We start from the raw sequence: 23,990 nt of genomic DNA on the forward strand, positions 1-23,990 counted from the left end.
TATGAAAAAACAAGCATTGAAAATGCTATTTCATAAAATCTATTCAGAAACTGATATTATATGCGATGGATACCATTTTAGCAAAATTTCAAGATATATTTCAGATTATAATTTATCAGAAAATGAGGTGGAAAAAGTATTCAATATCATTAAGAAAAATAAAATCTTTTTTGACGAGGAAATAAAAAAGAAGAAAGGTAATGGAAACCTTGCTTTTTATTTTAGAATTTATTGTGATGTTGTTTATGAGAATAAAGAGAATAATTATATTGACTCCCAAAAGTTGATTGATGCAATCAATAATGATAACAATTCTGATGTTCCTAATAAGATTTCAAAGACAAATAAAAACATTAAATATGTTGTATTACTTATTTTCTTAGTTGCATTCTTTTTATATCAAATCCTGAAATAAAAACTAAAAAGACCTTAATGTACAACAATAAACTATACCTTATTATTAGAGCTTTCCAAAAAATGGATATTTGGTTATTAAATGATTTATTGCCAGACACCATCTATCAAGGTGCTACAAAATCTAAATTTTTAGAAAAAATAGAAAAGGCTTTCATAGCCTTAAAAAAGGAAGGAGACACTTCTTTGGAATCTTTTGAAGGAATTAGTCATTCAGAGAAAGATTCCTGGAACCGTACAGGCTTTTCTTTTGTAGGAAACCATAGCCGTAAACATATTGACTTTATCTTTGAAGGGACTGCATTTGATGAAATAACAAATATTTATAATTGTAACGATTTGGAGCTTTTTGATAAAACAGTTCGAAGAAAACAGCAAATACCTATTGATATTTTACATCAAGAGAGAGCAAACTACAAAAGGTACAAGAAGTATCATACTTATGACGAAAGATATATATCGGCTATTAATGAATTGCTTCAATATAAAGAAACAATAATTGGCGTTGAAATATATGCACAATGGTTAGAAAAACATCAACAACTTTATAATAGAACTCTGCCAAATAGAAAAGTTGGATTATTTAAATTAATAGTTGATGCTCTTGATAAAAAAGGTAAAGATGCTAATCCTCAAGAAACTTCTATCTCAGATAATTTTTATTGGATGTATCGTCACATAAAAGAAGTGTATGAAGATTACTATCTTCCTAAACACAAGGATGCAAAAAAAGCCATAGAAGAATATAATGAACTAAACTTAGCTGACGAAAATGATTTGTTGAAATGGCTTGTTAAATATGAAGAAACATACAATAAGCTTGGTTTCTTTATGGATTTATATTTAGAAGACGATGATACTGAATTTTTTGAAATTCATAACGTCAGATTAAAAACGTCAGATTTTGAATATATCATTAAATTATGCCATTTATCTACAGAACACTATTATGATATGCTTGACAAATATACCACTTCTAAAAACGGTGATTTATATGATTTTGAACAAAAATTTATCCAGTCCGTCAGAGAAAAGCATATACTTGACAGCAAAAACAAATATTTAAACTATTTACAACAGTATGAGAATCTATTCCGAAATAAACCTAAGATTAAAGATGAAGAAGAATTTGTGAAATACCTTAAAAACACAAACAATGATGATTTTTTACATAAATATATAAGGGAATACTGTGAAGAAGAGTTTAAACAACATAACAAAGAATATAATGAAATGTCGCACAATTTTTCATCATTAACTTATCACTTAAAACAAAGAGGCATTATCCTCTAAAAACGAACCAATATTTTTATCTAAACCACTTTCAGAGTGGTTTTTTTATTCTCACAAATCAACCAATTATGGAAACAGATATTTTACCTTTTCGTTTAGGAATGCAATATGAAAACTGGGAATTTGATTTAAAACCAATTGATAGTAGAATTAAAGGTTACGACAGCTATATTTATATCAAAGAAATTACAATATTCGGTATTAAACCCAGAAAAATAGAATTGATATTTTATTGGGAACTCCTGGTAACAATTATTTTAGATTTTAATAATTCCGATTTACCAGGAGTTCAGAAACTATCTCTGATAGGATATAAACAAGTAAATCATTATTTTTATAAATCAGATATAAAGATTAATTCTCAGATTTATCATTCTCTATTATGTTAGCAGTTTTAAATTGGAGGCTCATAATTCGGCATACCCTAGATATTTTAAGAGGCTCACTTTTATATTTTTATGCAAAAAAGTTTTGGTAATCCAAAAAGTAGCCTTACATTTGCACCACAATATCGCGGGATAGAGCAGTAGGTAGCTCGTTGGGCTCATAACCCAAAGGTCACTGGTTCGAGTCCAGTTCCCGCTACTAAGAGAGAATCAAGAAATTGATTCTCTTTTTTGTTTATACTTAAATTTATTTTACAAAAGTTGTAAAAAACAGAATCTGTTTTTTATTAATATGGTTACAACCAAAATTGCAGAGAGGAAGGGATTCGAACCCTCGATGCAGTTACCCACATACAAACTTTCCAGGCTTGCTCCTTCAACCACTCGGACACCTCTCTGTTTAGGTTTGCAAATTTACAGTAAAAAATTGTTTTAGCAAAGAACGTAAAGCCTCAACCTTTATACCGGTGTTTTTAATTCTCTTTTTCAGTATTTACTAATTTATTTAACAGCCCCTGTATAACTTTGTTATAATACATTTTACCAAATTCTTCCTCTCCATATAATTTACTAAAATAATCTTCCTTTCTTTCAATATCTTCTTTTTGATCATTGATCAATTTATAAGTTGATACAAAATTATCATGTAATGTTATAGCTTCTTCTTTTGAAGCAAATAAAGTACTTTTCAAATTCTCCTCAATCCACAGTACGAAAGGTTCATGAACTTTATCGTTATATTGAACTTTTAACTTATCAAAAAATGCCTTCCGTGCTTTTCTATGAGCATTATAATTTTCAGATGTATAAAATGCAATTGCTTCTTTTTCAAAATCGGCATAAGCAGGCATTTCTTTAGTTGTTTCCATATTATTTGTTTTTATCTCTGGCATTGCAACTGCAACAGTAAAATCAAAAGGTAACATATCAGCGGTTTTTAAATCGCCAAAAAATCCGCCAAATAACACATCAGTTGGTTTTAACAGTTGTCCGCTAGTTGAAACCTGTGTACATTCTTGTTGAAAATACATAATAGACTGCTCTTTTGTTTTCATGTTTAGAATGGTAAAGGGCACTTCGGTTTCTTTATACCCGGTAATTTTATTGGCATCAATTACACCGTTTACAAAAACGTTTTTATCAATTACAGGTGTTTTACGAACCGGCTTTTGTATTACGCACAAAGTTGCCGTAGTTCCCTGATTGCTAATTTTAAAATATGCTAACGGATCTACTTTCCAACCATTTACTGCCAAGATAAAATCTTCTGATTCTAAATTATTTACTACTAAATTTTTAAAAAAAGCTGCAGAAGATTTTTTATAAGTTTCTTCCCGATTTTTAATGATCTTATTTTTTGGCTTTGATGTTTCGATAAACTGCGAATAGCCCCAATAAAAACTATTTACATAATTTTCAGGATCTAACGTTTGATAATTGAACTGCACCTGAAAAGTTTCTAAATAGAACTTTAGCTGATAACCTAAGTTTTCATTATTGATAACAATTGGTTTATCTGAATATGCAGAAAACTGGTTGGTTTTTGTATCGTAATAAAACACTAAATCGTCTTCGTTTAAGATTTTTGCCCGCTTGCCGTTTTTGGTGTTTCCGATGAAAAAGTAACGAAAAGCCTGAAGCATTTGTTTCCTTGTAAAAACATTTTTGTCAATGATCAACTCTTCTAAGACGTTATCTTCCGGCATTAACTGAATTTTTAAAAACCCCGCAGACGGATTAGCATCAATAAAATAATCATATCCAACAACACTTACTATGAGTGCGTTTTTATTATTTAAAGGTATTTTTATGTCAAATGTTCCGTCGGGCTTTGTTACGGTTGCTGTTGTGGTGTTATCAAAAAAAACAGCGGCCGATTCTAATGGCTTGCCCGTGGTTTTATCTGTAACAATTCCCTGAATGTTTTGTGCCGTTGCATATATGCCACATAAACAAATGAGCAAAAGGTAAGAAAACTTCATATTTATTCTTTTGATTTTTAAAGATATAAAAAAAGATGCCTTGTTGGGCATCTTAAAAATATATCGTTAGATTATATTGTTTTAAATGATTATTACGAAATTTATACCAAGTAGAATATAATTAATAGCTCGTCAGTTCGAGCTTGCCAAGAACCTTTAATTCAATGACTTCTCGATAAGCTTCACTTTGTTACGCTACTCGGAGAGACGAGTCTAAACATCTTTTGGTGTAAAGTTAGTAACTGTCAATTTATTTCTTAACAAATTTCATTATACCGGTACCCTTTTCAGTTTGAACCTCTAAAAGATACACTCCTGCATTTAAAGCACTAACGTTAACGGTTGGCTGAGTATTTGTCTGCAATACTTTTTGACCCGATAAATTATAAACGATTACATTGTTAATGTTCTCTGTTGTATCAATATTCAACACATCTGAAGTTGGATTAGGATACACATTTACTTTTATTTGGTTAAACGATTTTGTTGATAACGATGCGGTTATATCCTGAGGGATAAACGGTCTTCGTGTACCAAAACTTAAACCCAACCAAGCGTTATTATCTAAAGTAACTAAAGATAAATCGCTTTCTGTTTTCCAGTTTGAAAGATCTGTTCCTGAATAAGTACTCCACTGAGTAGTTCCCGCTGCTGTTTCTGTACGTGATCCAATGGTTACAGAAGCAATATCTGTACCGCTCATTACGTAATCAAAACCTCCGTTTATTTCAGTCGCTATTAAATCCAAAGCGTCTTCTGCGGAAATTGTTCCGTTGTATTTAATTCCAAAAGCATACGAATCGGCGATAGTAGCTGTGTCTGTTCCAAAATCAATAACAATCACGCTTTGATTAGATCCTGTTCCCAACCACGTAATGATATCTGCAGCATCATACCATTGAGAGCTATAAGCAGGAATGGGCGTTGCGGGAGCTTGCGATGTAGGGTTGCTAAAACCATAAGAAACACCATACCAACGTCCATTTGTCAAAGCTTCCGAAATTCCTCCATTCATTGTAAATGCTTGGGCAGAAATACCTGACCAAGTACTCCACCAATCACTTCCGCCAATACTGGTATGAGAATTAAAGGTAACATGATTTAAGAAACCGGCTCCTGATACAGGATCAATTGAAAAATTAGGTTCTGCACTGGCAATAGCTGCCATCATTCCTCCAAAAGTTTCACCGTTTCCTGTATTAAAACGATACCCCCATGCGTACGAGCGATCGTCTGTTCCATCTTTAAAATCAACAACCAAATAGGCAGTTTCAGTACCTGATCCTACATAGTATTTAACATCATTTGCGGTAAATTGGGCAAAAATAAATTTCGTAAAAAACAATAAGAACACTAAAGTAATTCTCTTCATAATATAAAAAATTTAAAGTTTTGTTCCCGAAACTTATGGGAATAGAATTATGAAAAGATTTTTGAAGAATCCTTTTATCACTTTTATTCCCGAAAGTTAAAAAACGATTAGGCAGGTCTCCTGGCTTGCATCTTATTATTAAGTCTTCCCGAAAAAAATTCAGTGACGTTTTAGTTTACAATAAGTTTAATAGCATACAGTTGCGGGTACAGCTCAAGATTCGATGATATCTTACTTGATTCCCTATTAAAGAACTCAATGTTCTACCATAATCGGCACAAAGATACGGAATATATATCTTATATTCAGACAAAAAAGATGCCTTGTTGGCATCTTTTTTACTTATTCTACTACAAATTCTACGTTTTCGATAACAGAACTTGACGGTGCTTTAAAAGCCAGTTTTACTTTTGTTTGTTTGTCGGAATGATCTATTTTCAAGGTTCCTTCGGTAATTTTAAAATATCCTGCTTCGCCTTTGCAATAACAATGCTTGCCATAAACAAGTTTTACCTGGTCTAATTCGGCGTCTTTATACTGCTTTTTAAATGCTTCTACAGGAATTTCCATAAACAATTCTTCTTTATAAAAATCATCTGCGTGATTTCCTTCTGCTTTGTTTCTGTCAAAACTGTATTCTACCAGAACTTTTTCGGGATCAAAATGAGTTTGCGGATACAATTCGTTAAATCCGTTTAAATTTAATCCTTTTTCAAATTCGCGTGTTGCAGTTACCTTTCCGTTTTCAGGTGCAACCGAAATCATTGTTACTTTTTTTCCAAGCCAGTTGGTAGATTCAACCCCTTTTGTAGTTGAACAACTAATTGCTACAGCCGAGAAAGCCAATAGCGCAATCATTTTTTTCATATGTAAATATCTATTATTTATCTTCTTATCGGTCATACGGAATCACTTTATTTTCATCGGTGTTTGTTGAAAACAAACAAGCTATTAGCAGCGATTTTATATATTTATTTACCGTTATAATTATTCATTGCATGGTTTAAACCTGCCAGGGCAAATTCTTTCACCGCATCAGAAACTACCTGTAAGCGTTCTTTTAGGGCGGTGGATTCCTCGTCTGTCCAGTTGCCCAAAACGTAGTCTATCTGTTGTCCTTTTTTAAACTGATCGGATATTCCAAAGCGTAAACGCGGATATTCGGCACTGTTTAAAACTAACTGAATATTCTTTAACCCGTTATGCCCGCCGTCTGACCCTTTGCCTTTTATGCGTACGGTTCCAAATGGTAAATTTAAATCATCTGTAATAATTAACACATTTTCTTTGGTAATTTTTTCTTTATCCATCCAATATTGTACGGCTTTGCCCGATAAATTCATATAGGTATTGGGTTTTAACAGCAATAATATTTTGTTTTTCACCTTGATTTCGGTCAAAGCTCCCAATTTTACGGTTTCAAAAGTTGCTCCGGATTCATTCGCCATAAAATCAACGGCCTTAAAACCAATATTGTGTCGCGTATTGACATATTCGGCACCAATGTTGCCCAACCCTACAATTAAATATTTTTTCATAACCTGGGAGTTTGCTTGTGTATGCGGTTTTAAAAACCACTTTGTAAAAAAATTCATTGCAAATGTATTAACTAATAGGTAATTTAGAACGAAAAAAATGCAAGTTATGGAAAACTTACATACAATCTGGGAGTTTATTGTAGAATGGTATTGGATTCCTTTAGCACTGATAAATACCACCGCTTTCATTACCATTTTGGTAGAAAACGGCAAGCCCGAAAAAACCATTGCCTGGTTAATGGTTATTGTTTTTTTGCCGTTTGCAGGTGTTGTTTTGTACTACTTTTTTGGTCAGAAATTTCAAAAAGAAAAATATTTTAAAAAATTAGATTATCGGTACAGACAAAAATTAGAAGAACGCTGGATTGATTTAGAACCTTTCATTACCAAAGAAATTCAGCTAACCGATAGTTACGATTCTCATTTAAACGATGCTTTTGAGTATCTGGTTAATACCCGTAATGCCATTCCTACATCAAATAACAATGCACAACTTTTAATTAACGGTGAAGAAAAATTTAAGCATTTGCTTACCGATCTTAAAAATGCACAACACCACATTCATTTAGAATATTACATTTTTGATGAAGACACTATTGGCTCACAAATTTTGGATCTTTTGGTTGAAAAAGCACAACAAAATGTTGAAGTCCGATTGATTATTGATGATTTTGGTTCTTCAAAGTTAGCAAAACGTCAAAAATACTACGAGAAAAAAGGCATACAGTTTGAGGTTTTCCTGCCGGTTCGTTTCTCTTCGCTGGCAAACAGCAATTACCGCAACCACCGAAAAATTATTGTGATAGATGGTACAGTTGGTTATGTGGGCGGAATCAATATTTCTGACAAATACATCAATCCCAACAAATTTAATTTGTACTGGCGCGATACATCTGTAAGGTTTGAAGGCGATTCTGTTAAAATGCTTCAGGCACAATTTTGGCTGCATTGGCAAAGTATTTCGGAAAGATCGTTTTCCCTGAATTTAAAATACTTACCCGAAATTCAAACAGTTTTTCCCGATAAATTACCGGTTACGTTTGCTTTTTCATCACCTGGAAACACACCACCGTATGTTATGGAATCAATGATTCTAAGTATTTCGGCGGCTCAAAAAAGCATTCAACTGTGTACACCTTATTTTATCCCGACTGACTCGTTTAAAACTGCTGTGCTTACTGCTGTGTCAAAAGGAGTTGATGTGTCGCTAATGATTGCTGCTGAAGGCGATTCGGCGGTGGTTCAGGCGGCTTCGTTATCGTTTTTAAAACCGTTTGTACAACGCGGAATGAAGGTTTTTTTGTACGAAAAAGGATTTATACACGCCAAAACCATTTGCATTGACGGATTGCTCAGCTATGTGGGTACCACCAATTTAGATTCAAGAAGTTTTTTAATCAACTTTGAATTATCGGCTGTAATTTTAGACAAAAATATTGCCCAACAGTTAACGGAACAATTTAAAGAAGACGTTTTATCAAGCAGGCTTTTTACTGCTGAAACCTGGCAAAACAAAAAATGGTACTATAAGGCATTTGCTTCAATTTGCAGACTGTTGGCGCCGTTGTTATAAAACCTTAGCAATCCTTATTCCGGCAATTTGTTCCATACCCGTGGGTTTGTTTACGTGGTCGTATTTTGTACTTTTATTAATATCGATCGTTGTTGAAGGAAGAATTTTAACCCATAAGGAAATCTCATCGCCTTGTTGTAATTGGATTTCTTTTGGAGGAATCATTAATCCGGCCGCCACATCAAAATTACCGTAACTGTATTTAAACACGGTTGTTCCGATTACTTGTTCAGTAGGCTGGTTATGGTTTTTCATCACGTACAACTCAATGTGAATACTGTCTTTAGACGAGCTGCCCATTACTCCCGGATTGATGTTTGCAAAAGCTGAAACTTCAAAAATACCTGAAGAGGAAACGGTAATCCGTTCATTTAAAAACTGTCCGATTTTATTGTACACCATATCCACATCTCTGAATTTAATTTGTTGTGGAACCAAAGGCTTATTTTCTAAATGAATGCTGCGTAAACTACGGATATATAACGAAGGTTCCTGAGCAAACCCGTGTACGCAAATCAATAAAAAAACAAGGCTAAAAATATTTTTGATACGCATCTTCTTCACTTATTAATGTTATATTCATGGAAAACGAGGTACAGTTCTTATTCTTTTTTTCGCAACCAAGCACACAACCTAAAAGCACGTTACCTATTAAGCCGGAATTAACCGCAGGTGCAATGGCCACTCCTTTTTGCAAATAAACAATAGTGGGATATACTTCTATCCGTGAAAACATATCCTGGTTATCCTTATCAAATGATTTGCGGGTTGCAGCTACATACTGTTCATTGTTATCGGAAATCTGAACAATACCAAAATTTACGCCACCTCTATTAAATTTTATTACACTTGTACTGGGATTAAAATTGAAAGACGCAGATATTTCGTAAAATCCGTTTTCTGGTATGACAAGCTTTTGGGTTTTTTCATCTATCTCAAACAAATCATTTTTTACAATGTCCTGCTTATCCATTTTTACGTAATGGAACGTTTTATGCATTCCCACACGAAGGTTAAATGTTTGCTGCTTATTGGTTTTGTACTGAAATGACTGCTGTGCAAAGCCGGTGAATGAAAACACAATAAAAAATAAAAAAACTATATTTTTCATTTTTTTTCTTTCAAAGATACAAAACAGAAAAAGGTTGCCAAAATTTTGGCAACCTTTAAGAGAATTTCTGTAATTAAAAGCTATTACTCTACACCACCACCAGTTGCCTTGTATAACTGAATGTTTGCATTCCATAAGTTGTATTGCGTGGTAATAATATTTAACTGTGCATTTAATTCGCTCTCAGTAGCTGTCAACACTTCTAAGTAACTTGCCAAACCATTGTTTAGCAATTCTTGAGAATAGTTAACTGCTGTGGTATAAGCTTCGGCTTCTTTTTGTTTTAAAACCAATTTCTTTTCGTTGGTATCAATGGCATATAACGCATCCGAAATTTCTTTGCTTGCGTTTAACACGGTTTGCTTGTAGTTTACAAAAGCCTTTTCTTGATTTGATAGACTGATTTCATACTGGGTTTTAATCTGTCTGCCGTTTAAAATAGGCTGTGCAATACCGGCTACAATACTTGCAAAAAACGACGTTGGATCAAACAATTTTTCAAAATCTACCGATTGCAAACCACCGCTTGCCGTTAGTTTTAATGTAGGATAAAAACTGGCTTTGGCAACATTGGTTAACTCAAAAGCATTTCTAAAGCCCAATTCAGCCGCCAGTACATCGGGTCTGTTGTTTAGTGTTTCAATTGAAATTCCTTCCTCTGTATTAATGTTCAACTGCATGGTATCAAACGATGAACGTTCTATAGTATGCGGAAACATTCCCTGTAAAATACTCAACGAATTTTCCTGAACCTTGATGTTGTTTTCTATATCCAATAATAAAGCCTGAGCATTCAACATTTGTGCTTCGGTTTGTTTAACGGCTACTTCGGTTACTCTGCCGGCATCTTTCAATGCTTTGTTGGTTTCCAAACTTTTTGAACGGTTTTCAATCGTTTTTAAAGCTACTTGTTTCTGGGCATCTAACGCCAATAAATTGTAATAACCCGATGCCACCATAGCTACCAGCTGTGTTTTTACTGCTTGATGCGCCGCTACGGTTTGTAAATAAGTAGCTTCGGCTGCTGCTTTTTTACTGGTGATTTTACCCCAGATATCGGCTTCCCAACCTAAACTTCCGGTAATATCAAACTGGTCTAATCGCTGGCGTTGACCAAGGATACGACCAAACTGTGTATTTATGGAGTTGACCGAATGTGTATAATTGACACCCACATTAAAGGTGGGTAAATACCCTGCCCTGCCCTGTGCAAGATAAGATTGTGCCTGATTGATGTTTTCAATTGCCGAGCGAATATCCAGATTATTATCTAACGCTGTTTGGATATGTTGTTGTAAAAACGAGTCGGTAAAAACCTGCCGCCACGGCATAACACTTTGCACAGCACTGTCTTTTAAAACATCGGTAGTGTTAAACGATGCGTTGTCCCAAACCTGTGGTTTTTGGTAATCTTTTGTAGCAATACACGACTGCAACGAAACTGCCGCTATTGCTACAAAAGTTATTTTATATATTGATTTCATATTTATTCTTCTATTGCTTTTTGATCAAATTTCATAGGTTTTATTTTTTCTTGTATTGCCTGGAAAATTACAAACAACACAGGTATAACAAAAACCCCTAAAACAGTTCCTATCAACAAACCAAACGCTGCACCTGTACCAATGGAACGGTTACCTATATATCCAACCCCACCGGCGAAAACCAATGGCATCAACCCTAAAATAAATGCGAATGATGTCATTAAAATAGGTCGTAAACGTGCCTTGGCTCCATCAATAGCTGCCTGTAAAATAGTTTCGCCGTGCTTTCTTCGCTGTAAGGCAAACTCAACAATTAAGATGGCGTTCTTGGCGAGTAGTCCCACGAGCATGACCAGTGCAATCTGGAAATAGATATTGTTTTCTAAACCGGCAAGCTTTTGCGAAATAAATGCTCCCATAATACCTGTTGGCAATGATAAGATTACCGCAAATGGCAACATATAACTCTCATACTGTGCTGCCAAAATAAAATATACAAACACGATACACAACGCGAAGATTAAGACGGTTTGTGAACCGGCATTGATTTCTTCACGAGACAATCCGGTAAAATCGATACCGTAATTGGTCGATAGATTTTGCTGCGCTACTTCCTGAACGGCTCTAATGGCATCACCTGACGAATATCCCGGTTTTGGTGCACCCGAAACGTTTGCTGATGTAAACAAGTTAAAACGGTTGACCGATTGTGGTCCGTACACTTTTTCTAAGGTTACAAACTGACTTAAAGGTGCCATTGCTCCTGTTGCGGTACGAACAAACATTCCATTAAGGCTTGATATGTTTTTGCGGTCGTCTGGTAATGATTGTAGCATCACACGGTATTGTTTACCAAATCGGGTAAAATCGCTTACGTAATTCCCTCCGATATATCCTTGCAATGCCGAGAAGATATTACTTACCGAAACACCCGACTGTTTTGCACGAACAATATCCAGTTTAATTTCATATTGAGCATAATTAGTATTAAATGGCGTTTGTGCGTACATAATCTCTGGTCGCTGCATTAACGCATTGAGGTAATTTTGCGTGGTTTGATCAAAATCTTTTAAATCACCACCTGATTTATCTAACAGCTTCAATTCAAAACCACCCGACATACCAAACCCCGGAATACTTGGCGGCTGGAAGAAAATCATTTTAGCTTCGGGGAAATTTTTTCCTGCTAAACCAAACAACTGTCCAATTACGGCATCAGCTTCTTTATCGGGTGTATCCCGTTTATCGAAACCTTCCATTTTTATCAGCAAGAAACCGTAGTTTGAACCTGCTCCGGAAATAATGCTTCGCCCCGAAATAACAGTTACCGATTCAATACCTGGAATTTTTTCTGCCTGTGCAGAAAACTCTTTTTCTAATTTATAAACCCTGTCAACAGAGGCACCTGCAGGAAGTTCGATATTCCCCATAATAAAACCGCGGTCTTCACTTGGTACGAACCCTGCCGGCATGGTTTTATTTGCAAAATACGTCAATCCTAAACAGACTATTAAAATTCCGAACGAAACCCACTTGTGTTTAAACAAAAATTTAAACGACCGACCGTACTTGTTGGTCATTGCCATAAAGGCATCGTTAAAAGCATCGAAAAAGCGCTGTACAAAATTGCGTTTTTTTCCGTGCTTGTCACCGTGTTGTTTTAAGAACAAAGCACATAAAGCGGGGCTCAATGTTAATGCGTTTAATGCCGAAATACCAATAGCCACAATTAACGTAACACCAAACTGTTTGTAAAATACCCCTGTAGGACCTGTGATGAACGTTACCGGAATAAACACAGCACACATTACCAAAGTAATTGAAACAATGGCCCCGGAAATTTCACTCATTGCTTTCTTGGTGGCAGTAGTTGCATCTTCACCGGTTTCTTCCATTTTTGCGTGTACGGCTTCCACCACCACAATGGCATCATCAACCACAATACCAATGGCGAGCACCAAGGCAAATAAGGTTAAAAGATTTAACGAAAACCCAAACAGGTTAAGGAAAAAGAACGTACCAATAATAGATACTGGTACTGCAATTAATGGAATTAACGTAGAACGAAGATCCTGTAAGAAAATATAAACAACTATAAAAACCAGGATAAAAGCTTCTATCAAGGTGTGAACCACCTTGTCTATCGACGCCTCTAAGAATTCATTCGTATCTAAATTGATTTTATATTTGATTCCTTCAGGCAGGTTTTTCTCAATCGTATTTAATTCTTTTTTTATGTTATTGATGATTTCTTGAGCATTTGAACCCGGCGTCTGGTAAATAGCCATCGCTACTGCGGGCATTCCGTTCAATTCTGAATATCCCCCGTAGGTTTGTGCTCCCAATTCAATTTCAGCAACATCTTTTAAACGCAATACCTGTCCGTTGCTTAACGACTTTATCACAATATCTTCATATTGATCTTCGGTTTTGTATTTACCGCTGTATTTGATAATGTACTGGAATGATTCTCCTGAATTTTCCCCTAATTGCCCGGCAGCAGCTTCTAATGATTGCTCATTGATTGCCGCAGTAACATCGTTAGGAACCAAGCCATAGGCAGCCATTTTTGCAGGATCCAGCCAAATACGCATCGAGTAGTTTTTTGCTCCAAACACACTTGCATCTCCCACACCATTTACCCTTTTAATTTCAGGAATTACATTAATGTTCATGTAATTCTGGATATAAGTTGCATCGTAATTTTCATTTTCTGAATAAAACGACAAGAACATCAATGAAGAAGTTTGTTGTTTTTGAGTGGTTACACCCGAACGCGTTACTTCACTTGGCAATAAAGGCGTGGCACGAGAAACGCGGTTTTGTACATTTACCGCTGCAATATCGGGATCAATTCCCTGTTTAAAAATAACCTGAATAGAAGCCGAACCATCGTTACTGGCTGTAGAGGTAATGTAATCCATTCCTTCTACACCATTGATTTGTTCTTCTATAGGTACAATAACACTTTCAAGCACCGTTTGTGCATTGGCTCCGGGATATGAAGCAGCCACCTGAACCGTTGGCGGTGCAATGTCAGGGTATTGGGTAACAGGTAAAACCGTTAATCCCAAAACACCCAAAATGACTATTAAAGTAGAAATTACTGTAGATAATACAGGTCTTTCGATAAAAGTTTTTAACATAATATTTTCAGATTAAAAAACCGGTTTTACAGCATTAACAATAGAATCGAAATTTGCAGTTTTAGGTGTAACCGCAGCTTTGTTTCTTAATGATCCCACACCGCTTACAATAATTAAATCGCCTTTTTTAATTAAATTCTTTTCGTCTTCTTTTACGATAATCATATTATTGACACGGTCAACCACATCAACCACCGTTGAAACAGCCGTATCATTTACCACCTTGTAAACGTTGATTTTTCCCTGTTGTTCATAAGAAGCTACTTCAGGAACTACCAACACATTGGCATATTGTTTTGGTAAACGAATGGTTCCGCTGTTTCCGTTGCTCAACAATTTGTTAGGATTGGCAAATGCCACACGAAACTGAACTGTTCCCGTAGCTGCATCAATCTGTCCTGAAACCGTTTCTATTTTACCTTTTTCAGCATAAATGCTTCCGTCTGCCAACTGTAATTCTACTTCTGGAAGACCTTTAATTTTTTCGTTTAATGATTGTCCCGTTGAACTGTTTAAGAATTGAAAATATTCTTTTTCGTTCATTGTAAAATAAGCATATACCGAGCTAATATCTGCAATGGTTGTCAAAGCCGTTGGGTCAGACGGACCAACCAAACTTCCTTTTTTCAAGGGTAGTTGACCAACAACTCCGCTTATTGGTGCACGAACCACCGAATAATCAACATTGGCATTTGCCGAACCGTAATTTGCTTTTGCTTGAGCCAAAGCACTTTTTGCAGATGCCAGATTTGCCTTTGCGGTTTCTAACTGCACACTTCCTATAATTCCCTTTTCAACCAATGGCACTAATTTATCTACTTCGACCTGTGCAACGTTTACGTTTGCCTGTGCTACCGAAATACCTGATTTTGCCGCGCTCGCCGTTTCTGTCAACGTATTGGCTTCTAATTTAAACAAAGGTTGTCCCTTAGTTACAGCCTGCCCCTCATGAACATATACTTCCTGAATATATCCCTGAATTTTGGCACGAACATCGTTATTTATTTTTCCTTGAATTGTAGCCGGAAATGTAGTAAATCCAACCACATCTTTGGTAGTTGCTGCAACAACATCTAAAGCCGGAGCTGCAGCCTGCGGTGCTTCTTCTTTATTAGAACAGCCTATTACCGATGCTGTTATTGCTATCATTAAAAAATTCTGAATGGTATTTTTCATTTGTCTTTGATATGGAGTTTTAAGTTTTGAATTGTTTTTTCTATTGATTCTGTTACATTGTCTAAATGCGAAATGTAAACATCTACTTCTTCTTGTTTAAATAATTCGTTTCCTTGTGTTTTTCTATATGCTCTTAATTTTTGGGTTATTGTTTTCTCGCGGATCAAACGTTTGTAAACATCTTCCATACGGATAAGGAACAGGTTCTTTTTTACTCTAAAATAACGTTTGCGTTCACAATCTTTTTTAAATTGTTCAATAAAATTAAGTTCTATCAGCGAATTAATACTGTGCGAAACAGAGCTTTTGCTTGCCTGAAATGTTTCTAAAACATCATCGAACGTCAACCCTTCTTTGCAGTTATTAAATACCAACAGTGCATAAATACGGGCTGTTAACGGCGGTAATTTATAGAACACTTCGTAATGTGTAGCTACTTCCTTAAACAGATCCAACTCTAAAATATCTTGCATCATTGCTGTTTTTTTTCACTGCAAATTTACCTTTAGTTCGGCAACTACCGAACTAAAAACCTGTTAATTTTTTATTAAATCTAAATTAGGTATTTAATCATTTGATTGTTTTATCATTACAGCTAAGCCATTATTCATTTCTTAAAAAACATTAAAAAAAATTTGCATTGAATATTTTTTAATATCTATATTTGCACTCACAAAATCAAACGAAGATTTAAAAATCGTAAACGCGGAAGTAGCTCAGTTGGTAGAGCGTCAGCCTTCCAAGCTGAATGTCGCGAGTTCGACCCTCGTCTTCCGCTCTTGGAAAATCAAACGAAGATTCAAAAATCGTAAACGCGGAAGTAGCTCAGTTGGTAGAGCGTCAGCCTTCCAAGCTGAATGTCGCGAGTTCGACCCTCGTCTTCCGCTCTAAAGAATAAATCCTTATCGAAAACGATAAGGATTTTTTTATTTAATAGACTCTAAAAACAAAACCCCGACAGAGTTTTGAACTCCGTCGGCAGTTAAAAATAATATTAATATAAACCTAACTATTGTTTTTTCAACAAATCGCGGATTTCTGCCAACAATTGTTCTTGTGTTGGACCTGCAGGTGCTTCTTCAACAGGTGCTTCTTCTCGTTTTAATTTGTTAATTCCTTTCACCATTAAAAATACTGCAAATGCCAACAATAAGAAGTTTATTGCTACGGTAATAAAATTTCCATAAGCAAACACTACTGCATTTTCAACAGCTTGTGCATCAACCAATGCCATGCCGTTTGTTATTCCGTTTGTAGGATCTTTTAAAACCACGTACATATTACTAAAATCAGGAGAACCGATAATTGCCGATACAATTGGCATCACAAGGTCTTTTACAACGCTGTCCACAATTTTACCAAACGCCCCGCCGATAATTACCCCTACCGCAAGATCCATTACGTTTCCTTTTACAGCAAACTCTTTAAATTCTTTTACAAATCCCATAACAATATTTATTTTTAATTTTATTTATACAAAGGTAAAATTTTTGATTTCTTTAACAACTTTTTTAACTAAATTCTATTCTTTATAAAAAACCCGCTTTACCCTATGAGAAATCGATGTCATTACTTCATAAGGTATTGTTTCCCATATTTTTGCTACTTCGGTTATTCGTAAATCATTGCCAAAAACAAGTATCTCATCGCCTATGTTTGCATCAATATCAGTAACATCAGCCATTAACATATCCATACAAATGGTTCCTGCAATTGCCGCTTTTTTGCCGTTAATCAATACATATCCCTTGCCGTTACCATAACTGCGACGGATTCCATCAGCGTAACCTATGGGAATGGTGGCTATTCTGCTTTTTTTGGTTGCTTTAAACCTACGTCCGTAACCAACTGTTTCGTCTTTTTCAATTTCGTTAATCTGCAAAACAACCGATTTTAAGGTGGCTACATTCTGCAATTGTGCATCTTCTTCCACATCGTTACCCACACCATACAACCCAATGCCAATACGAACCATATCCATTTGATATTCATTGAAGTTGTAAATGCCCGATGTATTTAAAATATGCAAAACAGGATTGATTTTCAATCGCTCTTTTATATCAGCCGTCCATTTCTGAAAGGTATGAATCTGCTTTAGGGTAAACGCTCTTTCTTGGGGTATATCGCTGGTTGCCAAATGCGAAAAAATGGTTTCTACTTTAACCAGATCGGTTTGTGAAAGAACAGTCGTTAATTCATCAAAATCTTTTTCAGTAAAGCCCAAGCGGTTCATTCCCGTATTTAATTTTAGGTGGATGGGATACGGATGGCTGTTTTGATTTTCTACCTCTTGCATAAACGCTTTTAGTTCTTGCATATTATATATTTCAGGTTCCAGCTGATAAGCAATCATTGTTGAAAAAGCAGAATTTTCAGGATTCATCACAATAATAGGGATTTTTATTCCGGCCTTACGCAATTCCACTCCTTCATCGGCAAACGCCACACCCAAATAGGAAACCTGATGATGTGCCAGTAATTTTGCTATTTCGTAACTACCATTTCCGTAGCCAAATGCCTTTACCATCACCATTATCTTGGTAGCAGATTTTAGTTTTGATTTATAAAAATTCAGATTGTGGCTAATGGCATCCAAATTAATTTCTAAAACGGTTTCGTGTGTTTTTTCTTCTAATTCGGCTACAATTTTTTCAAACAGAAAACTGCGTGATCCTTTTATGAGAATGGTTTCGTTGCGAAACGATTTTAAGTTGAAGTTATTCAGAAAAGTTTCGGTATCCGGAAAACTTTGAAACTGCGGAATATCTTTTAGATATGAACCTATTTTATCTCCAATGCCAATTACTCTTGACACATGGTTTTGCGTAAGCAACTGACCTACTTTTTGATACAAAACTTCAGGCAGAAAACCGCTTTGAAAAATATCAGAAAGAATAACTGTTTTTTGCTGATGTGTTTTTTGTTGTTCTAAAAAATCCAAAGCAATTTTTAACGATTGGTAATCGCTGCTGTAACTGTCATCAATCAACAAACAATCGTTAATTCCTTTTTTTACCTGAAGGCGCATTTGTACGGTTTGCAGTCGCGGAACAGCTTTTTTAATATAATCAACAGAAACATTCAGATAAAGCAAAGCGGTAATACAGGTTGCTATATTTTCTATTGATGCCAGATCGTTAAAAGGCAAATCAACCATAAAAGTTTTATCAAGATAGTTCACTTTTAAAGTTGATACTGATTTTTCAAACCGCACATGAGCAGGCTGGTTAAAACTCCAGGTAAACCATTGCAGTTTTTCAGGTTTGTAAGCAGCGATTAAATCCGTTTTTTCACTGATTAAAACTTCTGAATTTTTGAATAGCTTTAATTTCTCCTGCAATTTTTCTTCTTTTGATGAAAACCCTTCGTTGTGTGCCGGACCGATATTGGTTAAAATCCCAATGGTTGGCTGAATGATTTCTTCTAAAAAATCCATTTCGCCGGGTTTTGAAATTCCTGCTTCAAAAATCCCTAAATTGTGTTCTTCATTTATAGCGATTACAGACAATGGTACACCCACCTGCGAATTATAACTTTTAGGACTTTTAATAATGTTATACAAAGGCGCCAGCAACTGGTTTAACCACTCTTTCACAATGGTTTTCCCATTGCTTCCTGTAATTCCGATTACTGGAAAATGATACGTTTTTCTGTAAAAAGCCACAAAACGTTGCAGTGCCCGCAATGTATCATCTACTTTAAAAACAAGGGCATCTGATGGTAAATTAACCTGTTGGCTTACCACAAAATACCGCACACCTTTAGCGTACAAATCGGTTAGATAATCGTGTGCATTGTGATTCGTTCCTTTTAATGCAAAAAACAATGTGTTTTCTGTATTTCGTAACGAACGAGAATCAATCGAAATATCTAAAAGAGTCAATTCTTTCTCCGGAACGGAAGCAATGGTAGGTAAAATTTCGTTTAAAGTACCTGATGTAATTTTCATATTCAACCAAAATATACCCAAAGGTACTAAGATATTTTTTGAAAAATCATTGAAATTTTAGCTTTGTTAAGCAATGATATTATTGTAATTTGCAAGGTCTTAAATTTTCTATGCACGACATACATTTTTATATCGGCTTATCACTGGCTCTGTTCATCGGGGTTACGTTGGGTATGGTTGGCAGCGGCGGATCCATTTTAACCGTTCCTATTCTGGTATATGTTGTGGGGATTGATCCTGTGATTGCAACAGCGTACTCCCTTTTTATTGTGGGAAGCACTTCGGCGGTTGGCAGTATTAAGAATACGATCGATAAGAATGTAAACTTTAAAATTGTACTGCTCTTTGGTATTCCCTCTTTATTAGCGGTTTTTTTTACACGTTCGCAGTTAGTTCCGTTGTTGCCCGATGTAATTACGCTTTCAAACAATGTAAGTGTTTCTAAACCTAAACTAATTATGCTTATCTTTTCGGTGGTTATGTTCGCAGCATCATCAAAAATGATCAAAAAACCCAGACAGAAGAATTTGGCAACCCCAAAAATCGTTACATCAGCCGTGCCATTGATTACACAAGGTTTGCTGATAGGAACAGTTTCTGGCTTGGTGGGTGCCGGCGGTGGCTTTTTAATCATTCCCGTTTTGGTATTTTTTGCCAATTTATCCATGAAACAAGCCGTAGGCACATCGTTAACCATCATCGCTATCCAGTGTTTAATTGGCTTTACAGGCGATTTAGGTCATCATTCTATCGATTGGGTTTTGATACTATCATTTTCAACTGTTTCGATAGTGGGATTATTTATAGGAAATCGTTTATCGAAACGAATAATCGACGGAAATTTACGACGGATTTTCGGGTGGTTCATCGTGTTAATGTCCATATACATTATGTTTAAGGAACTCTTTTAACCGATATGACACTTATCATTTCCATCTATTAAGAATTTAGTATTTTTGCATTAAGAACGTTATCATTGAAATCATGAAGATTGAACAAATTTATACAGGCTGTCTGGCTCAGGGAGCATATTACATTGAGAGTAACGGCGAAGTTGCGATCATTGACCCCTTAAGAGAAGTACAGCAATATATTGATAAAGCAACGGCAGACAACGCCAAAATTAAATACATTTTTGAAACACATTTTCACGCTGATTTTGTCAGCGGACATTTGACGCTTTCTCAAAAAACCAATGCACCCGTAGTGTATGGTCCCACAGCACAACCGACGTTTAATGCTCATATCGCCACCGATGGGGAAGAATTTAAAATTGGAGATTTAACCATTGTAGCGCTGCACACACCGGGACACACCATGGAAAGCACCACGTACTTGTTACGCGATGAAAACGGAAAAGACCATGCTATTTTTAGTGGTGACACCTTGTTTTTAGGCGATGTTGGTCGTCCTGATCTGGCTCAAAAAGCGGCACACATGACACAAGAAGAACTGGCAGCGACTTTATACACCAGCTTGCGAACCAAAATAATGCCGTTGGCAGATGATGTCATTGTTTATCCGGCACACGGAGCAGGTTCGGCATGTGGAAAAAATCTAAGCAAAGAGACTGTAGGAACGTTAGGCGAACAAAAACGCACGAATTATGCGTTACGTGCCGACATGACCGTTGAAGAATTTGTAAAAGAAGTAACCGACGGTTTATTGCCACCACCCGCTTATTTCCCTGAAAATGTACGTTTAAACAAAGAAGGATATGAAGCCATTGATACAATCATTGAAAAAAACAAAGCCTTTAATGCTACCGAATTTAAACAAACAGCAGACGAAGCGTTGATTTTAGATGTTCGTGATGCCGACAGCTTTGGGAAAGCACATATCCCGGGATCAATTTTTATTGGTATTGACGGAGGTTTTGCTCCGTGGGTAGGTTCTTTGATTACCGATATCAACCAACCGATTATTTTGGTAACTCCAGAAGGACGTGAACAGGAAACCATTACCCGTTTGTCGCGTGTGGGTTACGATAACACATTAGGTTATTTAAAGGGTGGTATCCAATCTTGGATTGAGTCAGGTTTTGAAACCGACAGCATTCAAAGAATCACAGCTACGGAATTAGAAACCTTAATGAACAACGGAGAAGAATCAGTAATCGATGTAAGAAAACCCGGAGAATATACTTCCGCACATATTGAAAAAGTACCAAATCTTCCGTTAGATTTTATTAACGAACATATTTCTGATTTTCCCTCACAAAAAACAACGTATCTGCATTGTGCAGGTGGTTACCGTTCAATGATTGCCGCTTCGATTTTAAAAGCACGCGGCTTCCACAACATGATTGACGTGATAGGCGGTTTCGGACAAATTAAAAACACCAGCTTACCGATTGTTTCTGAGGAATGCGAAAGCAGTTGCAGTGCCAAGTAATAATAGGATTTACTTATCCTGACCTCGTCAGAGTTGAAACTCTGACGAGGATTTATTTTAAACAATCTCTTTTACAATCTTTTCAATTTCTTTGGCTTTATTAACCGTCATAAAATGTCCACCGTTTTGAATAAGATAATCTACTTTGCAATTGTGAGAGGGTAAAATATGATCTTTTGACCCGTGAATATGCACATAATTAGAAGGTAGCTCGGTATTCTTCCAACTAACAATTTCGTTAATTGCCCAACGAAGAAAACGAGAGTCGGTATCTTTTAAAATATTTTTAAACAGTACTTTTTCTTCTTTGGTCTGAATACCAAAAACCCGGCAGCTTAAAAGATTACTCCATTTAAACACAGCAGAAGGGATCAATTTATGTAATTGAAGTTTTCCGGCTATGCGATACATTAAAGGCAATTCAAATTTGGTTTTTACAGATGCAATCAAAATGACTTTTCTTACAGGAATGATCTTTGCTACCTCAACAGCCATCATCCCGCCAAACGATAAACCAATAAGGACAACATCTTTTTCAATGATTTTTTGAGAGATGCGCTTGGCATAATTTTCAATGACTTCGCTTTTTAAAGGTAAAATCCAGTCAATAAATTCCACATTAAATCCATCAAAGTTAATTTTGTCAAATACTCTTTGATCTACTCCTAAACCACTAAAAATATAGATTTTTGGCATTTTAATCTTATTTCTTTGTAACGGACTTCAAATACTTCAACAAAACCAACGGGTGGCAATGTTTTTCGTCTTTAGCGGCATAAACCAAAGCGATTTTCTCCTGTTTTTTATGAGCTTCCCAAAAAGTTTCCGCGATATTGTTGGCTTGTAGTTCTGCTATGTATTTTTTTGAAAATTCGTGCCATTTTTCCGGATCGTGATTAAACCATTTTCGTAATGCTATTGAGGGTGCCACCTCTTTATTCCATTCATCAATCTTTGCGGTTTCTTTAGAAATACCCCGAGGCCACAACCGATCTACTAGAATACGGTAACCGTCCGTAGGCAACACTTCCTCATAAACTCTTTTTATTACTAATTCCGTCATTTCTTTTTACTTTTAAAGATAACATTTTTCTACTGTTTTCGCTCTATTTTTCACATTGGGTTGTAAGTTCCTTTAAATTATGCTCTTTCAACTTCCGCAGCTTATTTTTTTAAATTAAGTTTGTCAGAACCTTAATAGTAGATTTATGAATTATAATAAAAATTTTAAACAAATAAAATCAGTACTTTTTGGAATTGCGGTTGGAGATGCTTTGGGAGTTCCCGTTGAATTTAACAGCAGAGAAACAATCGCTCAAAATCCCGTAACCGATATGATTGGTTATGGCACATATAACTTACCAAAAGGAACCTGGTCTGACGACAGTTCACTTACATTCTGTTTAGCAGAAGCACTTACAAAAGATTTTGATTTACAAGCTATCGGAGGCAATTTTGTAAGATGGTTTTATGAAAATTACTGGACTGCACGAGGCGAAGTTTTTGATATTGGGATAGCAACAAAAGAAGCTATTGAGCGGCTTTCAAAAGGCGAACGTCCTGATTTGGCTGGGAATTTTGAGGAATCATCTAACGGAAACGGCTCTTTAATGAGGATGCTACCTTTACTTTTCTATGTAAAAAACAAACCTATTAACGAACGTTATCAAATAACCAAACAAGTTTCATCTATTACCCACGCACATATTCGTTCGGTCATCGCTTGTTTTTACTACCTTGAATTTGCCAAACAGATTTTAGAGGGATACGATAAGTTTGAAACATACCGTCTTTTACAGTCATCAATACCTGAATTTCTAAAATCTCTTTCTATAAATCCAAACGAAATATCCTTATTTGACAGATTATTCAAAGGAAATATTTTTGAACTTCCAGAAAACGAAATTCAAAGTAGCGGTTATGTTCTTTATACTTTAGAAGCAAGCATCTGGTGTTTGTTAACCACTGACAATTATCATGATGCAGTCTTAAAAGCGGTTAATTTAGGTAGCGATACCGATACAACAGCAGCTGTTACCGGCGGATTGGCAGGACTTTTGTACGGCTTCGACAGCATTCCTCCAGATTGGTTACAAAACCTTGCCCGATTTAATGATATTGAAAATTTAGCATCACGAATGAGTAACAATTTATAGCATTTCTTTCCAAATC

At 35.7% G+C, this 23,990-nt stretch carries 21 protein-coding genes, 4 tRNA genes and 1 riboswitch; of the genes, 10 read left to right on the forward strand and 15 right to left on the reverse strand.

Features of this window, described 5'->3' with window-relative positions:
- The first annotated feature begins 1 nt into the window (after position 1).
- From BLW20_RS02250 to BLW20_RS02265, 4 genes are all read left to right on the forward strand, one after another.
- The gene (locus BLW20_RS02250) at positions 2 to 415 is read left to right on the forward strand and encodes a hypothetical protein (RefSeq protein ID WP_091095887.1); all 414 of its coding nucleotides are present in this window, start codon (positions 2 to 4) and stop codon (positions 413 to 415) included.
- 62 nt (positions 416 to 477) lie between these two features.
- Positions 478 to 1,707, forward strand: coding sequence for a hypothetical protein (locus tag BLW20_RS02255; RefSeq protein ID WP_143037718.1), 1,230 nt, complete (start codon positions 478 to 480; stop codon positions 1,705 to 1,707).
- A 68-nt stretch (positions 1,708 to 1,775) separates the two neighbouring features.
- Positions 1,776 to 2,096, forward strand: coding sequence for a hypothetical protein (locus tag BLW20_RS02260; RefSeq protein ID WP_091095891.1), 321 nt, complete (start codon positions 1,776 to 1,778; stop codon positions 2,094 to 2,096).
- A 123-nt stretch (positions 2,097 to 2,219) separates the two neighbouring features.
- Positions 2,220 to 2,292: transfer RNA gene (locus tag BLW20_RS02265), tRNA-Met, on the forward strand.
- Between the two features lie 112 nt (positions 2,293 to 2,404).
- Here BLW20_RS02265 and BLW20_RS02270 read toward each other — a convergent pair.
- The 5 genes from BLW20_RS02270 to pth form a co-directional block, all read right to left on the reverse strand.
- Positions 2,405 to 2,491 (reverse strand) — tRNA-Ser (locus BLW20_RS02270).
- A 75-nt stretch (positions 2,492 to 2,566) separates the two neighbouring features.
- A complete protein-coding gene (locus BLW20_RS02275; protein WP_177165015.1) occupies positions 2,567 to 4,075 on the reverse strand; it encodes a carboxypeptidase-like regulatory domain-containing protein in 1,509 nt (502 codons plus the stop codon).
- 250 nt (positions 4,076 to 4,325) lie between these two features.
- Complete coding sequence (locus tag BLW20_RS02280) at positions 4,326 to 5,447, reverse strand: T9SS type A sorting domain-containing protein (protein ID WP_091095895.1); 1,122 nt, start codon at positions 5,445 to 5,447, stop codon at positions 4,326 to 4,328.
- A 93-nt stretch (positions 5,448 to 5,540) separates the two neighbouring features.
- A riboswitch (cobalamin riboswitch) is annotated at positions 5,541 to 5,734 on the reverse strand.
- 55 nt (positions 5,735 to 5,789) lie between these two features.
- Positions 5,790 to 6,305 (reverse strand): hypothetical protein, encoded by a 516-nt coding sequence (locus BLW20_RS02285; protein ID WP_143037719.1) that lies wholly within the window; start codon positions 6,303 to 6,305, stop codon positions 5,790 to 5,792.
- Positions 6,306 to 6,418: 113 nt separating this feature from the next.
- Positions 6,419 to 6,985 (reverse strand): aminoacyl-tRNA hydrolase, encoded by a 567-nt coding sequence (gene pth / locus BLW20_RS02290; RefSeq protein ID WP_091096077.1) that lies wholly within the window; start codon positions 6,983 to 6,985, stop codon positions 6,419 to 6,421.
- A 106-nt stretch (positions 6,986 to 7,091) separates the two neighbouring features.
- On the opposite strand from pth, the gene cls reads away from it, so the two are divergent.
- The gene (cls, locus tag BLW20_RS02295; protein WP_245725259.1) at positions 7,092 to 8,558 is read left to right on the forward strand and encodes a cardiolipin synthase; all 1,467 of its coding nucleotides are present in this window, start codon (positions 7,092 to 7,094) and stop codon (positions 8,556 to 8,558) included.
- Here the strand turns inward: cls and BLW20_RS02300 are convergent.
- The 6 genes from BLW20_RS02300 to BLW20_RS02325 all read right to left on the reverse strand — a co-directional run bounded on the left by BLW20_RS02300 (position 8,553) and on the right by BLW20_RS02325 (position 15,951).
- Positions 8,553 to 9,113, reverse strand: a complete 561-nt coding sequence (locus BLW20_RS02300) for a hypothetical protein (protein WP_091095902.1) — start codon at positions 9,111 to 9,113, stop codon at positions 8,553 to 8,555. The genes cls and BLW20_RS02300 overlap by 6 nt on opposite strands.
- Positions 9,091 to 9,669: a hypothetical protein gene (locus tag BLW20_RS02305; RefSeq protein ID WP_091095904.1), complete on the reverse strand. Its 579-nt coding sequence runs from the start codon at positions 9,667 to 9,669 to the stop codon at positions 9,091 to 9,093. Before BLW20_RS02305 ends, BLW20_RS02300 begins: the two co-directional genes overlap by 23 nt.
- Before the next feature lie 83 nt (positions 9,670 to 9,752).
- Entirely contained in the window at positions 9,753 to 11,153 is a 1,401-nt protein-coding gene (locus tag BLW20_RS02310; protein WP_091095905.1) for a TolC family protein, read from the reverse strand.
- Positions 11,154 to 11,155: 2 nt separating this feature from the next.
- On the reverse strand, positions 11,156 to 14,299 hold the full coding sequence (locus tag BLW20_RS02315; protein ID WP_091095907.1) for an efflux RND transporter permease subunit: 3,144 nt from the start codon (positions 14,297 to 14,299) through the stop codon (positions 11,156 to 11,158).
- Between the two features lie 12 nt (positions 14,300 to 14,311).
- Positions 14,312 to 15,475, reverse strand: a complete 1,164-nt coding sequence (locus tag BLW20_RS02320; RefSeq protein ID WP_091095910.1) for an efflux RND transporter periplasmic adaptor subunit — start codon at positions 15,473 to 15,475, stop codon at positions 14,312 to 14,314.
- Positions 15,472 to 15,951, reverse strand: a complete 480-nt coding sequence (locus BLW20_RS02325; RefSeq protein WP_091095912.1) for a GbsR/MarR family transcriptional regulator — start codon at positions 15,949 to 15,951, stop codon at positions 15,472 to 15,474. Before BLW20_RS02325 ends, BLW20_RS02320 begins: the two co-directional genes overlap by 4 nt.
- Before the next feature lie 229 nt (positions 15,952 to 16,180).
- Here BLW20_RS02325 and BLW20_RS02330 point away from each other — a divergent pair.
- Positions 16,181 to 16,253, forward strand: a tRNA-Gly gene (locus BLW20_RS02330).
- Between the two features lie 36 nt (positions 16,254 to 16,289).
- Positions 16,290 to 16,362, forward strand: a tRNA-Gly gene (locus BLW20_RS02335).
- Positions 16,363 to 16,484: 122 nt separating this feature from the next.
- On the opposite strand, the gene mscL is transcribed toward BLW20_RS02335, so the two are convergent.
- Both mscL and BLW20_RS02345 read right to left on the reverse strand, forming a co-directional pair.
- Positions 16,485 to 16,922: a large conductance mechanosensitive channel protein MscL gene (mscL, locus tag BLW20_RS02340; RefSeq protein WP_091095914.1), complete on the reverse strand. Its 438-nt coding sequence runs from the start codon at positions 16,920 to 16,922 to the stop codon at positions 16,485 to 16,487.
- A 75-nt stretch (positions 16,923 to 16,997) separates the two neighbouring features.
- Positions 16,998 to 19,424, reverse strand: coding sequence for a bifunctional UDP-N-acetylmuramoyl-tripeptide:D-alanyl-D-alanine ligase/alanine racemase (locus tag BLW20_RS02345; protein WP_091095915.1), 2,427 nt, complete (start codon positions 19,422 to 19,424; stop codon positions 16,998 to 17,000).
- A gap of 110 nt (positions 19,425 to 19,534) precedes the next feature.
- On the opposite strand from BLW20_RS02345, the gene BLW20_RS02350 reads away from it, so the two are divergent.
- Together BLW20_RS02350 and BLW20_RS02355 are read left to right on the forward strand one after the other, a co-directional pair.
- On the forward strand, positions 19,535 to 20,335 hold the full coding sequence (locus BLW20_RS02350) for a sulfite exporter TauE/SafE family protein (RefSeq protein WP_091095918.1): 801 nt from the start codon (positions 19,535 to 19,537) through the stop codon (positions 20,333 to 20,335).
- A gap of 73 nt (positions 20,336 to 20,408) precedes the next feature.
- Positions 20,409 to 21,818: an MBL fold metallo-hydrolase gene (locus tag BLW20_RS02355; RefSeq protein ID WP_091095919.1), complete on the forward strand. Its 1,410-nt coding sequence runs from the start codon at positions 20,409 to 20,411 to the stop codon at positions 21,816 to 21,818.
- Between the two features lie 57 nt (positions 21,819 to 21,875).
- Here the strand turns inward: BLW20_RS02355 and BLW20_RS02360 are convergent, their stop codons facing one another.
- Together BLW20_RS02360 and BLW20_RS02365 are read right to left on the reverse strand one after the other, a co-directional pair.
- Entirely contained in the window at positions 21,876 to 22,514 is a 639-nt protein-coding gene (locus tag BLW20_RS02360) for an alpha/beta hydrolase family protein (protein WP_091095921.1), read from the reverse strand.
- A 7-nt stretch (positions 22,515 to 22,521) separates the two neighbouring features.
- A complete protein-coding gene (locus BLW20_RS02365; RefSeq protein WP_091095923.1) occupies positions 22,522 to 22,881 on the reverse strand; it encodes a DUF488 domain-containing protein in 360 nt (119 codons plus the stop codon).
- 145 nt (positions 22,882 to 23,026) lie between these two features.
- Here BLW20_RS02365 and BLW20_RS02370 point away from each other — a divergent pair, with 145 nt between their 5' ends.
- Complete coding sequence (locus tag BLW20_RS02370) at positions 23,027 to 23,974, forward strand: ADP-ribosylglycohydrolase family protein (protein WP_091095925.1); 948 nt, start codon at positions 23,027 to 23,029, stop codon at positions 23,972 to 23,974.
- Positions 23,975 to 23,990: the final 16 nt, after the last annotated feature.

It is taken from the genome of Paenimyroides marinum, assembly GCF_900108395.1.
Classification (GTDB): Bacteria; Bacteroidota; Bacteroidia; order Flavobacteriales; family Flavobacteriaceae; genus Flavobacterium; species Flavobacterium marinum.

Excerpts from the sequence above, each read along its gene's own strand:
- BLW20_RS02255 (WP_143037718.1), top strand. The coding sequence starts at position 478 with ATGGATATTTGGTTATTAAATGATTTATTGCCAGACACCATCTATCAA.
- BLW20_RS02345 (WP_091095915.1), bottom strand. The coding sequence starts at position 19,424 with ATGAAAATTACATCAGGTACTTTAAACGAAATTTTACCTACCATTGCT.
- BLW20_RS02310 (WP_091095905.1), bottom strand. The coding sequence starts at position 11,153 with ATGAAATCAATATATAAAATAACTTTTGTAGCAATAGCGGCAGTTTCG.
- cls (WP_245725259.1), top strand. The coding sequence starts at position 7,092 with ATGGAAAACTTACATACAATCTGGGAGTTTATTGTAGAATGGTATTGG.
- pth (WP_091096077.1), bottom strand. The coding sequence starts at position 6,985 with ATGAAAAAATATTTAATTGTAGGGTTGGGCAACATTGGTGCCGAATAT.
- BLW20_RS02355 (WP_091095919.1), top strand. The coding sequence starts at position 20,409 with ATGAAGATTGAACAAATTTATACAGGCTGTCTGGCTCAGGGAGCATAT.
- BLW20_RS02275 (WP_177165015.1), bottom strand. The coding sequence starts at position 4,075 with ATGAAGTTTTCTTACCTTTTGCTCATTTGTTTATGTGGCATATATGCA.
- BLW20_RS02280 (WP_091095895.1), bottom strand. The coding sequence starts at position 5,447 with ATGAAGAGAATTACTTTAGTGTTCTTATTGTTTTTTACGAAATTTATT.
- mscL (WP_091095914.1), bottom strand. The coding sequence starts at position 16,922 with ATGGGATTTGTAAAAGAATTTAAAGAGTTTGCTGTAAAAGGAAACGTA.
- BLW20_RS02250 (WP_091095887.1), top strand. The coding sequence starts at position 2 with ATGAAAAAACAAGCATTGAAAATGCTATTTCATAAAATCTATTCAGAA.
- BLW20_RS02300 (WP_091095902.1), bottom strand. The coding sequence starts at position 9,113 with ATGCGTATCAAAAATATTTTTAGCCTTGTTTTTTTATTGATTTGCGTA.
- BLW20_RS02350 (WP_091095918.1), top strand. The coding sequence starts at position 19,535 with ATGCACGACATACATTTTTATATCGGCTTATCACTGGCTCTGTTCATC.
- BLW20_RS02285 (WP_143037719.1), bottom strand. The coding sequence starts at position 6,305 with ATGATTGCGCTATTGGCTTTCTCGGCTGTAGCAATTAGTTGTTCAACT.
- BLW20_RS02360 (WP_091095921.1), bottom strand. The coding sequence starts at position 22,514 with ATGCCAAAAATCTATATTTTTAGTGGTTTAGGAGTAGATCAAAGAGTA.
- BLW20_RS02260 (WP_091095891.1), top strand. The coding sequence starts at position 1,776 with ATGGAAACAGATATTTTACCTTTTCGTTTAGGAATGCAATATGAAAAC.
- BLW20_RS02315 (WP_091095907.1), bottom strand. The coding sequence starts at position 14,299 with ATGTTAAAAACTTTTATCGAAAGACCTGTATTATCTACAGTAATTTCT.
- BLW20_RS02320 (WP_091095910.1), bottom strand. The coding sequence starts at position 15,475 with ATGAAAAATACCATTCAGAATTTTTTAATGATAGCAATAACAGCATCG.
- BLW20_RS02305 (WP_091095904.1), bottom strand. The coding sequence starts at position 9,669 with ATGAAAAATATAGTTTTTTTATTTTTTATTGTGTTTTCATTCACCGGC.
- BLW20_RS02365 (WP_091095923.1), bottom strand. The coding sequence starts at position 22,881 with ATGACGGAATTAGTAATAAAAAGAGTTTATGAGGAAGTGTTGCCTACG.
- BLW20_RS02370 (WP_091095925.1), top strand. The coding sequence starts at position 23,027 with ATGAATTATAATAAAAATTTTAAACAAATAAAATCAGTACTTTTTGGA.
- BLW20_RS02325 (WP_091095912.1), bottom strand. The coding sequence starts at position 15,951 with ATGATGCAAGATATTTTAGAGTTGGATCTGTTTAAGGAAGTAGCTACA.